Here is a 15,659-nt window from a genome sequence, read left to right as displayed (position 1 = left end):
GCCCGGTATGACGGTTAGAGTACTTTAATAGAAAGGAAGTTATTGATGAACGGTACAGGTCCGAAGCCGGAGAAGGCGCAATATATTTTGCGTCCGCTGTTTACGATTTTGCAGGACGATACGCTGTGGAAGTCATTTATGGACTATGCCAAGAACATTCGCGCCGATGCGGTCATGGCGTTTAATATGCATCTGGAGGCGAACCACCCTGATTTGGAGACGATCCGCGAGAGGCTGCCTTTGTTCGCTGAACGGTTCGCGGAGGTTCGCGCGGCGGGAATGAGCCCGATGATTAATTATTATGTGACCCTTGGCCACAGCAATATGCTGCCTGCCGCCCATGCCCGCACGTTTACGGATATGGTCGACGAGACCGGCAGAGTGGAAAAAGGCTGCCCATGCCCGCTATGTCCAGAGCTGCGCCGCTACATGGCAGAAGCCTGTAAGCTGTTTGCAACGCTCGATGTCGACGCGATTTGGATCGATGACGATTTTCGCTTGTTTGGACGCGCGGTGACCCATTCGTTTCTTTGCTTTTGCGACCGGCATCTGGCGGCGTTTGCGGAACGAACCGGCACCTGGCGCAGCCGGGAAGAGCTTCAGGCCGCACTTCTGAAGGAACCGGCGAGCTGCACGGATACGGAAATGCAGCTTCGCCGCGACTGGCGGGCGTTTCAGGAGGATGTTCTGGTCGAATTCGGCGTTATGCTGCGCGAGGCTTGCGAGTCGGTCAATCCGCATATTACGATGGGGCTGATGACCAATACGATCGAAATGATGCTGCGTCATGGCCGGCATCTGGACGCCGAGGTAAGGGCGTTCAGGACGCGTCATCAGCCGGAGCCGCATATCCGCATTGGCGGCGCGGCGTATACCGACGAAAATTTGCCGGGCATTCTCGATCGTTGCGTTACGTTCGACGCAATGTCTTCCATGATCACCGAGCCTTGTCAAATCAGCTCGGAAATCGAGCAATTTCCCTGGACGATCGGCGGCAAATCCGCACGAGGTCTGGCTTTGGAACTGTATTTATTGACGGTTAGCTTCAGTCCGCGGCTGACCTTAAGCATTAACGACGGTTTCTTGGGCTTTTACGATGTTTCGGGCAATTATCAGAAGACGCTGGGACCGTTGAAAACGTATTTGCAGGCCGTCGCGGATGCCTTGCCGGGCAAAACGCGAAAAGGCGCGTCGCTGCCGTTCCCTAGCGATCCGGCGGTGACAGCGGGCATGGACTTAAGCGGGGAACCGTCGCTGCGGATGAACCATGCGCTGACCCGCATCGGCATTCCTGTTGCTCCGGGTACACAAACGCCGACACTACTGACGATGAAAGAAGCGATTGCTTATCCGGCAGAGGTGTTGACAGATTGGCTGGAGCAAGGGGCGCTGATTACGTCCGAAGCGTATTATCACCTGTGCGAGCGAGGTATCGTGCGCAACAGTCCCATCCGCGTCACCAAAGGGGATATGTCGCATCGAACCGCCTTCGAGCGCATAACGGCGCCGCATGCGCCGGATTGGCTGCGCAATAAGGATGTCATATCCTGGGTATACATGCCGCTGCACACGGATTATATCATATCGGCGGATGAGGGGGCCGAGGCATGGTCGTCGATTTACGATAACCTCGGCGGGCTGCAATCGCTCGGCGTGGCCGTGACGAAGGAGCCGTACCCGATGGCGGTTGTGGCGCATACGGGCGATCTGTTGAAGGAAACCGGCCGGCAATGGTTATATCAACAAATCATGTCGTATCTGGCGGATGGCGATTATCCGGCTATGGTAGAGTTTGGCGTCAATATGTACCCGGTCTGGTGGGAAGACGAAACGGAAGCGCTGCTTGGCTTGACCAATTTCAGCCTGGAGACGTATCCGTCCCTATCGCTTTGGATTCCGTCACGGAGGGAGCTTGCCCGAGTCGAACAGTTATCTCACAACGGCTTGTGGTTGGAAGCCGATGCGAGCGCGACTGCACATCCGGATGGCGGCATTCGTCTTACTTTGCACGGAGAAAGTGTGCCGGATCATGCTTCGTTCGAAACGTTCCGCTTAACTTTTTCAACATAGGATTCGGCTGTCCTTGAGTAAAAACGATAATAACGAATTAGGAAACACTGAAAACGGAGCAGCGTAGGATCGCTGGCTCCGTTTCTTCGCGTGGAAGCATGGAGACGGAGAGAGGAATTGGAATATGTTCCGATCCATCCGCTTGCAAGTGTTGTTTACGTTTGAATTTATTATAGGTTAAAACTATTACACATATTTATATTATATATTGGAACAATAAGTGGTTTTCCCTCACAATAGACTCAAGCGCCGGCGAATAGAAGTCGGATAGGTCGCCAAAGAAAGGATGAGGGAATCATGAGCCAACCAAAAAACAATGAGCAAAAGCATGAACACAAGAACGAGCATCAAATTGAGCATCGGCATGAACGGCAGCATAACAAGGGACAGGAGCAAGTAAATGAAAATGAACGTACCGCTCAGCAATGGAACGCTTCGTTGTACGATTCGCGAATCGGCTTCGTGTCGGAGTACGGGAAAAGCGTAGTCGAGCTGCTCGATGTGAAGCCCGGAGAGAACGTGCTCGACATCGGCTGCGGAACCGGGGATTTATGCCGCGAGATGGCTGACCGCGGGGCGATTCCGCACGGCATCGATTTCTCGGCGGAAATGATCGCGAAAGCGCAGGTCAAGTATCCGGACTTGTCCTTTGAGGCGGCTGACGCCCGCAGCTATCGTTCCGGCAAGCGGTTCGACGCGGTATTCTCCAATGCGGCGCTGCATTGGGTCAAACCGCCGGAGGAAGCGATCCGTTCGATCCGGAGCGCGCTGAAGCCGGGTGGAAGATTTGTGGCGGAGTTCGGCGGCAAACACAATATCCAGGGCATAGCCGAGGCGATCGGAGAAACGCTTGACGGTATGGGTATAGATGCCGCCGCCCGCAATCCGTGGTATTTTCCATCCGTCGGGGAATACGCGGAGCTGCTGGAAAAGGAGGGCTTCCGGGTAAGCTTCGCGCTGCATTTTTCCCGGCCGACGCCGCTTGTGGATGGAGAGCGCGGACTGGACCATTGGCTCGATATGTTCGCTTCCGTTTTTTTCGCAGGAATGGATGAGGCTGAGAAGCTTGCGGCTTATGAGCGCATCAAGCGGATTGCGAAACCAATCCTGTTCCGCGACGGGCAATGGATAGCCGATTATTGGCGTCTGCGCGTAGCCGCCATTGCTCCCGCAGGCGATCGAGAGGAGAGGGAATAAGCGTCCGATTCCCTTCGGGAACGAGCTTACGTTTGACTACTTTTGTAATGAGGTGTAATATCGTCGTAAAACTCGTTGCTTTTGTGTAAACCCAACCTTCAAGCAGCAGGAAGGGGAAGTCAGTGAAAAGGTTCGGAACGCAATCGCGGTTATTCAATCAGATTTTTTTATCCCATGTACTTATTTTCGCCATTCCATTCATCATTCTCAGCGCCGTGGTTTATTATAATGCCGTCGTCCACTTTAAGAGCGAAATCGAGTCCTCCAACCTGTATAAGCTGACCCAGGTCAGGAATACGTTCGATTTGTTCGCCCGCGGATTGGACAATTCGGCGGCGCGCATTTCGATCGATCCCCATTTGAGGCCTTTTGCCGTGAAAGACGGCATTTACAATCAAATGCAGGCGATTGAGGAAATAAGCAAGTATAAGGCGAATAATGCGATTATCGATGATTTAGCTCTGTATTTCCATGGCGACAATCAGTTATATTCGTCGTCCGGCTTAACCACATTGGAAACGTTTACCCAAAGGGTGTACCGTTTTACCGATTTGAACGGTCAAAGCTTGGCCGATCAGTTAAACGCGATCCAATTGCCTTCGATTCGCCGGGCGCAGGTGCAGTTATCCGGCAGCGAAAACGTGCAAAACATGCTCACCTATATGTTCCCGATTCCGCGCAACAGCCAGTCGCCTTATGCTACGGTTGTCTTTCTCATTCGCGAATCGATGCTGACCGATCTTGTCGGACCGATTCTGGGAGATTTCAACGGGAGCGTTTATATCGCCGACCAAGACGGCACGATCATTGCAGCGCGCAGCCGCGAGACCGACCTGAATGAACAGGCAGCCGCGCAGCTCCTGACGGGGCATGATGAGGAAGGAATCCGCGACATCACGTACGAGAACGAACGTTACTCCATGATGACGGTGAAGTCGGAGATGACCGGCTGGTCGTACGTCGTGATGATGCCTGCGAGCCAGTTTTTCGGCCGAGTGCTGGAAATGCGCACATTTGTCCTGATCGTCTGCGCGGCTGTCGTCGCATTCGGGATTGCGACGGCGATTCTTCTCTCCTCCAGGCAGTACCGGCCGATCCGCAAAATCGCCGAGTATGCGCGGCCGTTGGCGGGACGCCTGCAAGGGAGCGAGGAAAAGCGCGGCGACGAGCTGGATTTGATTCGCGATACGGTGTGGGTTACGCGCGACTTGATGGAGCAGATCGATGTGCAGCGGCCGATCGTTCGAGAGCAGTTTTTCGTCAAGCTGCTGAAGGGCGCTTTGCGCGATGCCGGCGAGGTAGAAGCTTTTATGCAGCGGGAGAAGCTGGCGCTCGCAGGCAAATCAAACTTCGTGGCAGTCGTGTCGATGGAAGGAAGCGACTACGTCTCCACCCAAAACCGCGAAGAGCTTCTGCGTATTTTGGGCGAGGTGGAGCTGCCCGAAGCGGTAGGGCACGGCGTCGAAATGATTCAAGACAACGCCATCGTCATTCTCATCTCCATTTCAGCGGGGGAAGGGACACGCGGCCAACAGAAGAGCATCGCCGAGAAAATCGCCTTGCTTTTCGAGCAATGCATCGGCTTGCGGCCTGTCATCGGCCTCGGGACCATTGTGTCCGATCTGCTGCAAACGAATCGCTCGTACATCGAGGCGTTCGCGGCGATTGAGTATACGATGCGCGTACGCAAGGGCGATATCGTCTTTTTCGACGAGCTGTCGCAATGGCAGGAAAACAACTGGTATTCCGTCGAGGAGCAAATCCGGCTCGTACAAAGCATGAAACAAGGCAATAAGGAAGCTGCAGCAACGGCGCTCGGCAATTTGCTGAACGATTTGCGGGGCAAAGACGTGTCTCTGTTTTATTTGCGCTGCATGAGCTTCGATTTAATCAATACCTTTTTGCGGACGATTAACGAGCTGCAGCTGAAAATCCCGCAGGAGCATCGGCAAGGGTTGACCGAGTTTACGACGCTTGAGCAGCTCGGCGCGTGGATGAGCAGCTTGATCGATGAAATATGCGCGCATGTGAACGCCAACAAGGAAAGCAAAAATAACGAGTTGGGCGATCGTATTTTGGATTACATCAGGGATAACTATAAGGACTACGAATTGAATTTGGAAAAAATATCCGATCACTTCCAGATGTCGATCTCCTATTTCAGCCGTTTTATGAAGGACCAGACCGGTTATACGTTTATTGAATACGTAACCCATCTGAGGATGGAGGAAGTGAAGAGGCTGCTTAAACAGACCGATATTCCGATCAAAGATATCGTCGTCAGCGTGGGGTATGCGGATGTTCCGAACTTCATGCGGAAATTCAAAAACAGCGAGGGCATCACGCCGGGGCAATACCGGAAGATGAATTGAAGTTCGAACCAAAACAGGATAGGGTAAGAATGACAAGAAGGCTCCCGTTCGCAATTCGCGAAATCGGAGCCTTTTTTGAGCTGCTGCACAAACCGACAATCCGCTGCAAGAATTACATATTTACTTCGCGAGCCCTACTGCCGCAAGGCATGCAAGATGCGACAAGTCCATGCAGGAACGACAAATTTACGACAACGCTCTCTTGGAGGTATGCTAACTGGCATAGACCGTTAAGGTTAGGGGGAGAAGCATCTTATGTCAGTCCAAACGGAGCCGCTGGCTCAAAAAAGCGGGGAACGCGCAGCGCGGCGAAACAGCGGCTGGAAATCGCTTCGCAAAAACTGGGAGCTGTATTTATTCGTACTGCCCACCGTTGCGTATTTTATTATCTTCCATTATTTCCCGATGTATGGTCTGCAGATTGCATTTCGGGATTACACGCCGAGCCTCGGCATATGGAACAGTCCATGGGTCGGACTCGAGCATTTGAAACGTTTCTTCGATTCCTATTATTTCTGGACGCTTATCAAAAATACGATCGGCATCAGCGTTTATGAATTGGTAGTCGGATTTCCGATACCGATCGTGCTCGCCCTGGCGCTTAACGAACTGCGGAACGGGGCTTTCAAGAAGTGGGGGCAAACGGTTACGTACGCGCCGCACTTTATTTCCGCGGTAGTCATGGCCGGGATGGTCATCGCGTTTTTATCGCCGGGGACCGGAATCATCAATCTCGTAATCAAAGGGCTGGGCGGAGATCCCATACAGTTTTTAACCGAACCGGGCTGGTTCAAGACGGTGTTCGTCATGTCAGGCGTCTGGCAAAACATGGGGTGGGGAACGATCATTTATTTGGCCGCTTTGGCCGGCGTCGATCCGCAGCAGCATGAAGCGGCGATGATGGACGGGGCGACCCGCCTGCAGCGCGTCTGGCATATCAACTTGCCGAGCATCGTGCCGACGATGATCATTTTGCTTATTTTGAACGTGGGCAGCTTCATGTCCGTCGGTTTCGAGAAAGTATTCCTGCTGCAAAATCCGCTCAATCTGCAGTCTTCGGACGTCATCTCCACTTATATTTACCGGAGCGGGCTTGTCCAGGGACAGTTCAGCTTCTCCGCAGCGATCGGCCTTTTCAACTCGGTCATCAACTTTATACTGCTGGTTATCGTCAACCGGATCGCCAAACGGGTGAACGAAACGAGTCTATGGTAAGGGAGGAGGGAAACAATGAATAGGGAATCATGGTCCGACCGTTTATTCAATATCGCGAATAAATGTTTTCTGCTAATCGTGCTTATTGCCGTCTTATACCCGCTTGTGTATGTCATCAGCGCTTCGATCAGCGACCCGATCTATGTCAATCAGGGTAAAATGTGGCTGTTCCCGCGCGGCATTACGTTCGAAGGCTACCAGAGGGTATTCCAAAATCCGGAGATATGGTCCGGCTATCGCAACACGGTGCTGTATACGCTTGGCGGTACGCTCATCAACCTGTTGTTTACCGTTCCCGCCGCTTACGCGCTTTCCCGGAAAGACTTCAAGGGGCGCGGGATCATCATGGGTCTGATCGTTTTTACGATGTTTTTCGGCGGCGGTCTTGTCCCGACTTTCTTGCTGGTCAGTGAGCTTGGCATGCTCAATACCGTATGGGCGCTCATCATTCCGAATGCGGTGACCGTCTACAACCTGATCATTTGCCGCACCTTTTTCCAGACGAACATACCGCGGGAGCTGCAGGAGTCGGCGGAAATCGACGGCTGCTCGAATACGATGCTTTTTGTGAAAATCGTGGTTCCGCTATCCGCTCCGATTATCGCCGTTATGGCGTTATATTACGGGGTAGCGCACTGGAACAGCTATTTCAGCGCGATTATTTACTTGAAGGACCGCGGCTTGTATCCGCTGCAATTGGTATTGCGCGAAATTCTCGTGCAAAATCAAATGGGCGACGCCATGCTCATGACAGGCGACGATATGGAGGCGATGGCCAAGCAAGCCCGCATCGCCGACATTATCAAATACGCGGTCATGATCGTTTCGAGCTTGCCGATTATTATCGTGTACCCGTTCATGCAGCGCTTCTTCATGAAGGGCGTCATGATCGGTTCCGTGAAAGGCTGATCCGCGAATAACGGCGAAAGCCGTTTTTCATACAAAGAACATTGAGGGGAAGGGGATTAAGAGATGAAGAAATGGTTGAATACAAGTATCGCAACTGTCGTGGGGGGAGCCGTTCTAATGGCCGGCTGCAGCTCCGGCAAACCGGCCGGGGAAGCCAATAAAGAGAGCGAAGCGCCGAAAAACTTTAATGCCGAAGGGTATCCGATCGTCAGCGAAAAAATAACGTTGAACATGATGGGTTCGAAAGCGGCGATCCACGGTCCTTGGAATGAGATGGTTCTGTTCAAGGAAATGGAAAAAATGACGAACATTCATTTCGAATTCAATACGCCGCCGCAAGCGAACTATCAAGAAGCGAAAAATTTGGCTTTTGCGAGCCGCCAGCTGCCCGACGTCTTTTTCAATTCGCTGCTTACCCCGGACGATGAAGTCACTTACGGCAGCCAAGGTTATCTGATCCCGCTCGAAGGGTTGATCGAGAAATATGCGCCGAATTTCAAAAAGCTTCTTGAGAAAAATCCGGATATCAAAAAATCGATTACGACGATAGACGGACATATTTACTCCCTGCCGCTTATCATCGATCAGCCGCGGGCGTTCGTGCCGAACCGGATGTGGCTGAACGGGGACTGGATGGAAAGCCTGGGCATTACGAAGCTGCCGGAAACGACGGATGAATTTTACGAGCTGCTGAAGCAATTCAAGAACGGAGATCCGAACAAAAACGGCAAGGCCGACGAAATTCCGCTGTCCAACGTGAAGCTGAACAACTTCGAAGGGGTCGTTCTTCCGGCCTTCGGTCTGCTTGGCCGCGAGGTGGAAGTGAAGGACGGCAAGGTACGCTTTAATCCGGTGCAAGAAGGATACAAGGAATATTTGAGCTATTTGAATAAGCTGTTCACGGAAAAACTGCTCGACAATGAGATGTTCGTGCAGACGTCCCAACAAATGGTAGCCAAAGGGAATTCAAATCAAATCGGCGCGTTCGCAGGGTCGGCTCCCGATCTTGTGCTGAAGGTGACCAAGCCGGAGGACAACCATAAGCATCCGATGCTCGCACCGCTTACGAGCCCGCTTAACAGTGAGAAGCTTACGCTGCGCGCTTCGAATATCCGCCGCGGCACGTTCGCGATCACCAGTCAGAACAAAAATCCGGAAGCGACGATGCGGTGGGTCGATTATTTATACTCGGAAGAAGGCAGCCGGCTCGGCTTCCTCGGCAACAGCTACAAATGGCTCGACGACGCCAAGACGAAGTGGACGTTCGTCTCTCCCGACGGCGTAACGCCGGAAGAATACCGCGCTAAGCTTACACCGGACGTAGGCGGCCAGCTTCCGCTCATCAAGGAAAGAGAGTTCGACTCGAAGCGCGATAACGGCAAAGGGCTGGACTTCAACAAAATGGTGGACGAGAAGCTGAATCCGTATGCCAAACGGGAATTTCCGGATGTGTATTTTACGAATGACGAACAAAAACGGTTGAATGTGGTCAAGACCGACATCAAAACGTATGTCGACCAGATGGAAGCCAAATTTATCGTCGGCCAGGAGCCGCTTGCGAAATGGGACGACTATGTCAATACGATCAAAAAGATGGGTCTCGACGAAATGCTGAAAATCTACCAAGACGCTTACGACCGCTGGAACAATAACAAATAATGCTGTAAGGGTGTGAACGGGATGTCAAAGCCGAATATCGTAGTGATTTACTGCGACGATTTGGGGTATGGCGATTTGGGATGTTACGGGTCCGATGCGATTCGGACTCCGCATCTTGACTCGCTCGCTGCGGATGGAGTCCGCTTCACCGACTGGTATTCGAATTCGCCGGTTTGCTCTCCGTCGCGCGCCTCTCTTCTGACCGGGCTTTATCCGGCGAAAGCCGGAGTCAGCCATATCCTGGGCGGGAAAAGAGGAACGGGAGGTCTGAAGCCGGAAGCGAAAACGCTGGCCGAACGGCTGAAGCCGGCCGGCTACCGGACGGCGCTGTACGGCAAGTGGCATCTCGGCTCCGCGGACGACGCGAAGCCGAACGCTCGCGGGTTTGACGACTATTTCGGCTTTCACGCCGGCTGCATCGACTATTACTCGCATATTTTTTACTGGGGCGTGCCGCATGTGAACCCGGTGCACGACTTATGGAGCAATCGCGAGGAAGTGTGGCATGACGGCGAATACATGACGCATCTCATTACCGACAAATCGGTAGATTTTATCGAGCGGAACCGGGAGCAGCCGTTTTTCCTGTACGCGGCGTACAACGCACCGCATTATCCGATGCATGCGCCCGAGAAATATATGCAGCGGTACAGCCATCTGCCGCGCGACCGCCAATTGATGGCGGCGATGATATCGGCCGTGGACGACGGCGTAGGCGACATCGTCGCCGCTCTGAAACGCGCCGGGGTATATGACAACACGATCGTCTTCTTCTCGAGCGACAACGGGCCTTCTTCGGAAGCGCGCAATTATTTGGACGGCACGGAAGACGTTTATTATGGCGGAAGCGCCGGCATTTTCCGGGGGCATAAAGCGAGCTTGTTCGACGGAGGTGTTCGCGAGCCGGCTATACTCGTCTACCCGGACCGCGTTCCGGCCGGGCAAGTATGCGGTCAAATGGGCATGATGGCCGACTTCGTGCCGACCGTGCTCGAATTTGCCGGACTGTCTGCGCCTGCCGCCGGCGAAATCGACGGCAGCAGCGTGGTGCCGATGGTGACCGAAGGAGCCGCTACGCCGCACAAGCAAATATTTTGGGAATACGGCAGCCAGCTCGCCGTCCGCGAAGGAAAGTGGAAGCTGGTTCTGGGAGGCAAGCTGGATTTCGACCGGACGCAGCCCGACGCGGTTCATTTGTCCGATCTGGAAGCCGATCCCGGCGAACGCGTCAATCTGCTGGATACTTATCCGGAGCTGGCGGCCCGGCTGGAGCGGGACGTGCGCGAATGGTATGCGGGACTCGTTCCCGCAGGTAAATAAGCGGAGCGAAGCTGCCGAAAGGGAGCTGTATACGATCCGTTATAGGGAAGATAAGCACGACTCGTTTATTTCGCCCCCGTCGCTGCGACGGCTAACATGAAGATAGTCGGAAAAGAGAGGGACGCGCCTCTCTTTTCTCTTTCTTTAACCGGGGCGGAAAATATGGATGAATTTGAACTGTCCGCCGCATAGCATAGCGAGAAAGGCGCGGCATACGTTTTGCCGAACCGATCGAGCGCAAGCGGCATGAGGAGGATTTATACGTATATGACAAAGAAAACCGCCCATATCATTTCGCATTCGCACTGGGACCGCGAATGGTATTTGCCGTTCGAGACGCACCGCCATTTGCTCGTCAAGCTGATGGATACGCTGCTCGATACGATCGAGGCAGACCCGGCGTTCCGCAGCTTTCATCTGGACGGGCAAACGATCATTTTGGACGATTATTTGGCGATTCGTCCGGAGCAGGAGGAGCGGCTGGCGCGCCATATCCGCGAAGGGCGCCTTATTATCGGACCTTGGTATGTGCTCCAGGACGAATTTTTGACGAGCAGCGAAGCGAATGTGCGCAATCTGCAATACGGCCATCGCGACGCCGCCAAGTACGGAGCGGGAGTCGTTTGCAAAATCGGCTATTTTCCCGATTCGTTCGGCAATATGGGGCAGGCGCCCCAGCTGCTGCTGCAAGCGGGCATCGACACGGCCGTCTTCGGCCGCGGCGTAACCCCGACAGGCTTCAACAACTCGGTAGGTGAAGCGGGACAATTCGAGTCGCCCTATTCGGAGATGATGTGGCAATCCCCGGACGGCTCTTCGGTGCTTGGCATCCTGTTCGCCAACTGGTATTGCAACGGCATGGAAGTGCCCGTCGATCCGGAGCAGGCGAAGGCATATTGGGATTCCAGACTTGAAAAAGCGGAGAAGTTCGCTTCCACACCGCATCTGCTGTTTATGAACGGCTGCGATCATCAGCCGGTGCAGACCGATTTGTCCGAGGCGATCCGGACAGCGGAACAGCTTTACCCGGATACAAGCTTCGTTCATTCCAGCTTCGACGAATACGTGCAAGCAGTGAAAGCGACGATGCCGGAGCGTCTGTCGGTTATCGAAGGGGAATTGCGCAGCCAGCGGACGGAAGGCTGGTATACGCTGGTTAATACGGCGTCCGCCAGAGTGTATTTGAAGCAGATGAACCATAAGGTGCAGACGCTGCTTGAGAAAGCAGCGGAGCCGCTGGCCGTATTTGCGGCTTCTCTCGGCCATCCGTATCCGTCGCATTGGCTGGAATACGGCTGGAAGACGCTGATGCAGAACCATCCGCACGACAGCATATGCGGCTGCAGCGTTGATGAGGTGCATCGGGAGATGGTGACCCGCTTCGAGAAGAGCGGCCAGGTGGCCGAAAATGTGATCGCCGAATGTTTGCAGGCGATTGCCGGCCATATCGATACGGCACCGTTCGTCGGGTATGGTGCGGCGGGTGAAACCGCATTTCCGTTCGCCGTATTTAATACGTCCGGCTGGGAACGGGAAGGAACGGTTTCGGTCGAGCTGACCGTTTATCGCAAATATTTCAGCGAAGGGGCGCCGGATCGGATTGCCCGCGAGCTTGGCGCAATGCTGCTGCCAAATGGCATGCTCGCGGATGAGGCCGGTCAGATCGTTCGCCATACGTTGGAGGATCTCGGCGTCATGTTCGGTTACGATTTGCCGGAAGACAAGTTCCGTCAGCCGTATATGGGCCGCAAAATCCGCTTGACGTTCCACAGCGGCGCGGTGCCGGCGCTCGGATACCGCTCCTTTGCGTGGATAACCGGCCAAGCTTCGGAGGCGAAGGCGGCTGTGGAAGCCAAGCAGGCGGAGACTGCTCCTAACCTGCCGAAAGCGGACGGTATCCCGGTCGAGGCTAACGCTTGCGATCAAGTGCTGACCGGCGAACGGACGATGGAGAACCGGTATTTGAAAGTAGCTGTTTCGGATGACGGCTCGCTGACCGTAACCGAAAAAAGCACCGGCCGCGTATACGCGGGTCTCGGTATTTATGAGGATACGGGGGATATCGGAAACGAGTACATTTACAAGCAATCCGCCGACGGAGCCGTGTGGACGTCGCAAGGACGCCCTGCCGAAATCCGCTTGGTCGAAAACGCAGGTTACCGCGCCGCCTTCGAAATCGTGCACCGGATCGAGCTGCCCGCTTCGGCGGACGAGCGGCTGGAAGCCGAAATCGCCGGCATGACGCCTTTCACGCAGCGCGAGGCTTGCCGTTCGGCGGCAACCGTACCGATGGAGCTGCGGCTTTCCGTCAAGCTGGAGGCGAACGGAAAGGGCGTTCATTTGCAGACGGCTTTCGAAAACAAAGCAAAGGATCACCGTTTGCGGATGCTGTTTCCGACCGACTCGAACTCGGCCGTTCATTATGCCGATTCGATCTTCGAGGTGGCGCAGCGCGACAACGAACCTTCGGCGGAATGGAAAAACCCGAGCAACTGTCATCACCAGCATGCTTTTGCCGGCGTGTATGACGAAACGAGCGGTCTTACCGTGGCAAATCGCGGCTTGCAGGAATACGAGCTGCAACGCGACGGCCGGGCAACGATTGCCGTTACGCTCGTCAGAGCGGTCGCCGAGCTGGGCGACTGGGGCGTCTTCCTGACGCCGGAGGCGCAATGCCTGCGGTCCTGCACCGCCGAGCTGTACGTTATTCCGCATAGCGGCGGCGGGGAAGAACGGGCATTCGACGCTTACGAGGAAGCCTATAAGTACCAGGTTCCGTGGCAGTCGATCCAGATGCAGGTATCGGCTGGAGCACAGGGCAATACCGATGCTGATGCAGCGTCACGTGCGGCCGGAACGGCAATCACAAACGGAGCGGCCGGAGCACAGGGCAATACCGATGCTGATGCAGCATCCCGTGCGGCCGAAACGGCAAAAACAGACGGAGCGGCAATCACAGCCGGAACGGCCGAGAACGCAGGAGCTGCGGCGATTTCGCCTGCAGCCGCCGAGATTCGCCAGGCTCGCTCCTTGCTGCCCGCCTCATTATCGTTCCTCCAATGGAGCGGAGCGGGTATCGCCTTTTCGAGCTTGAAGCTCAACGAGCAAACAGGCGACTGGATGGCAAGGTGGTATAACATGGGCAAGGGCGAATCACGTCTTTCCTTCCGGTTGAACGACGCGCTGGGCTCCGGCGGAGCGTACCGCAGCGGAGTGCTTGAGGACATCGTGGAGCGGCTGAGCGCCGGGAACGAAGCGGAACTGCCGGTGCGCGGCTGCGAGATCGTAACCGTCGGCATTCATCCGGGGAACGTTTCCCGTTAAGGGAGCGGACCGGGTCGGATCGAAGCGAAGCGAATAAAACCTTAGGGCGGGATATAACTGCCAGATCGAACCGAATCTTGTGTATTGCGCCTTTTCGGACCGAACCTTTGCCTACCGGATCAGAGCGGATCGGATCGAATCGAAACGAACAGTAGGATACCTGCCGATCGAACCGAACCTTTGCCTATCGGATCAAGAGCGGATCGAATCCAGTCCGCTCATTCCGATTCGAATCCGGTAAACGACCGCTAGCGGAATCCATCGACAAGGAGAGAATCATCATGACTTTACCGCGTGCCGTACAGAACCTGCTGTGCGAGGCAGACGCCAAGCTGGCTGATCGTCCGAAGCTGCTGCGTCTATTCAAACAATCCTACGTCAATACGCTGGAAACGACTACGAAACGGCTTGCCGACGGCACGACCTTCGTCTTCACGGGCGATATTCCGGCCATGTGGCTGCGCGATTCAAGCGCCCAGGTCCGCCACTATGTGCCGCTGGCTGCGGGGGACGAAGAGCTGCAGGCGCTGATCGAAGGGCTGCTGCGCCGCCAGTTTTTCTATATCGGGATCGATCCTTATGCTAACGCGTTTAACGAGGAGCCGAACGGCCGGCGCTATGAGGAGGATTTGACCGAGCTCAGTCCGTGGGTATGGGAGCGCAAGTATGAAATCGACTCGCTCTGTTATCCGCTGGAGCTAGCTTATGCGTACTGGAAGGCGACCGGCCGTGCCAACGTGTTTGATGAATCGTACCGGGCGGCGGTTCGCGCGATCATCCGCTTATGGACCGTAGAGCAGCACCACGGCGAACAGTCGGGCTACCGCTTTACCCGGCTGATCGGTACGAAATCGGACACTTTGCGCAACAACGGCAAAGGAATGCCGGTTCAATACACGGGTATGACCTGGTGCGGCTTCCGGCCGAGCGACGATGCTTGTACGTTCGGATACTTGATTCCGTCGAACATGTTTGCGGCCGTTGCGCTCGGCCATGTGGCGGAAATCGCCGAAGCCGTCTTCAAGGACGATTACTTGAAACGGGATGCGGCGCTGCTGCAGGAGGAGATCGGATACGGCATCGAAACGTACGGTACGGTGCTGCACCCGGAATACGGAAAAATATACGCTTACGAAACCGACGGCTTCGGCAATTATAACCTGATGGACGACGCGAATGTGCCTAGCTTGCTCTCCATTCCTTATATCGGCTACAAAGGCGCAGAGGACGAAACGGTACAAAATACGCGGCGGTTCATCCTGAGCAAGCGCAATCCTTATTTTTATGAAGGGGCCGCCGCCAAAGGCATCGGCAGTCCGCATACGCCGGACCGCTATATATGGCATATCGCTTTGTCGATGCAGGCGCTTACCGCGATCGACCCGGACGAAGCCGAAGCGCTGATCGAGACTTGCGTGTCTACCGATGCCGAAACCGGCTATATGCACGAAGGATTCCATGCCGACGATCCCGGCAAGTTTACGCGCCCTTGGTTTGCCTGGTCCAACAGCCTGTTCGCCGAGGCCGTATACAAGTGGATGAAGCGGTGATTACGAAAGCAAACACGGAAATCGTAACGGTTATGCACGAACC

The 15,659-nt window shown here is 54.7% G+C and carries 9 protein-coding genes; all 9 read left to right on the top strand.

The window, feature by feature from the left end:
* The first annotated feature begins 45 nt into the window (after positions 1-45).
* The 9 genes from DQG23_RS31420 (at position 46) to DQG23_RS31375 (ending at position 15,616) form a co-directional block, all read left to right on the top strand.
* A complete protein-coding gene (locus DQG23_RS31420) occupies positions 46-2,070 on the top strand; it encodes a hypothetical protein (RefSeq protein WP_113034992.1) in 2,025 nt (674 codons plus the stop codon).
* A 297-nt stretch (positions 2,071-2,367) separates the two neighbouring features.
* Entirely contained in the window at positions 2,368-3,267 is a 900-nt protein-coding gene (locus DQG23_RS31415; protein ID WP_113034991.1) for a class I SAM-dependent methyltransferase, read from the top strand.
* A gap of 122 nt (positions 3,268-3,389) precedes the next feature.
* Entirely contained in the window at positions 3,390-5,639 is a 2,250-nt protein-coding gene (locus DQG23_RS31410; RefSeq protein ID WP_113034990.1) for a helix-turn-helix domain-containing protein, read from the top strand.
* 255 nt (positions 5,640-5,894) lie between these two features.
* Entirely contained in the window at positions 5,895-6,854 is a 960-nt protein-coding gene (locus tag DQG23_RS31405; protein WP_113034989.1) for an ABC transporter permease, read from the top strand.
* A gap of 15 nt (positions 6,855-6,869) precedes the next feature.
* Positions 6,870-7,763, top strand: a complete 894-nt coding sequence (locus DQG23_RS31400; RefSeq protein ID WP_113034988.1) for a carbohydrate ABC transporter permease — start codon at positions 6,870-6,872, stop codon at positions 7,761-7,763.
* A gap of 63 nt (positions 7,764-7,826) precedes the next feature.
* Positions 7,827-9,422, top strand: coding sequence for an extracellular solute-binding protein (locus tag DQG23_RS31395; protein WP_113034987.1), 1,596 nt, complete (start codon positions 7,827-7,829; stop codon positions 9,420-9,422).
* Between the two features lie 21 nt (positions 9,423-9,443).
* Positions 9,444-10,742, top strand: coding sequence for a sulfatase-like hydrolase/transferase (locus DQG23_RS31390; RefSeq protein ID WP_113034986.1), 1,299 nt, complete (start codon positions 9,444-9,446; stop codon positions 10,740-10,742).
* Positions 10,743-11,009: 267 nt separating this feature from the next.
* A complete protein-coding gene (locus DQG23_RS31380; protein ID WP_238178131.1) occupies positions 11,010-14,066 on the top strand; it encodes an alpha-mannosidase in 3,057 nt (1,018 codons plus the stop codon).
* A 281-nt stretch (positions 14,067-14,347) separates the two neighbouring features.
* On the top strand, positions 14,348-15,616 hold the full coding sequence (locus DQG23_RS31375) for a glycoside hydrolase family 125 protein (protein ID WP_113034984.1): 1,269 nt from the start codon (positions 14,348-14,350) through the stop codon (positions 15,614-15,616).
* The last annotated feature ends 43 nt before the right edge of the window (positions 15,617-15,659 follow it).

It is taken from the genome of Paenibacillus contaminans (assembly GCF_003285015.1).
In the GTDB taxonomy this organism is placed as follows: Bacteria; Bacillota; Bacilli; order Paenibacillales; family NBRC-103111; genus Paenibacillus_V; species Paenibacillus_V contaminans.
This window is presented reverse-complemented; position numbering and strand designations above follow the sequence as displayed.

Bases quoted from the DNA above. Each gene is read 5' to 3' on its own strand.
- DQG23_RS31380 (WP_238178131.1), top strand. From the start codon at position 11,010: ATGACAAAGAAAACCGCCCATATCATTTCGCATTCGCACTGGGACCGC.
- DQG23_RS31375 (WP_113034984.1), top strand. From the start codon at position 14,348: ATGACTTTACCGCGTGCCGTACAGAACCTGCTGTGCGAGGCAGACGCC.
- DQG23_RS31415 (WP_113034991.1), top strand. From the start codon at position 2,368: ATGAGCCAACCAAAAAACAATGAGCAAAAGCATGAACACAAGAACGAG.
- DQG23_RS31395 (WP_113034987.1), top strand. From the start codon at position 7,827: ATGAAGAAATGGTTGAATACAAGTATCGCAACTGTCGTGGGGGGAGCC.
- DQG23_RS31390 (WP_113034986.1), top strand. From the start codon at position 9,444: ATGTCAAAGCCGAATATCGTAGTGATTTACTGCGACGATTTGGGGTAT.
- DQG23_RS31400 (WP_113034988.1), top strand. From the start codon at position 6,870: ATGAATAGGGAATCATGGTCCGACCGTTTATTCAATATCGCGAATAAA.
- DQG23_RS31405 (WP_113034989.1), top strand. From the start codon at position 5,895: ATGTCAGTCCAAACGGAGCCGCTGGCTCAAAAAAGCGGGGAACGCGCA.
- DQG23_RS31420 (WP_113034992.1), top strand. From the start codon at position 46: ATGAACGGTACAGGTCCGAAGCCGGAGAAGGCGCAATATATTTTGCGT.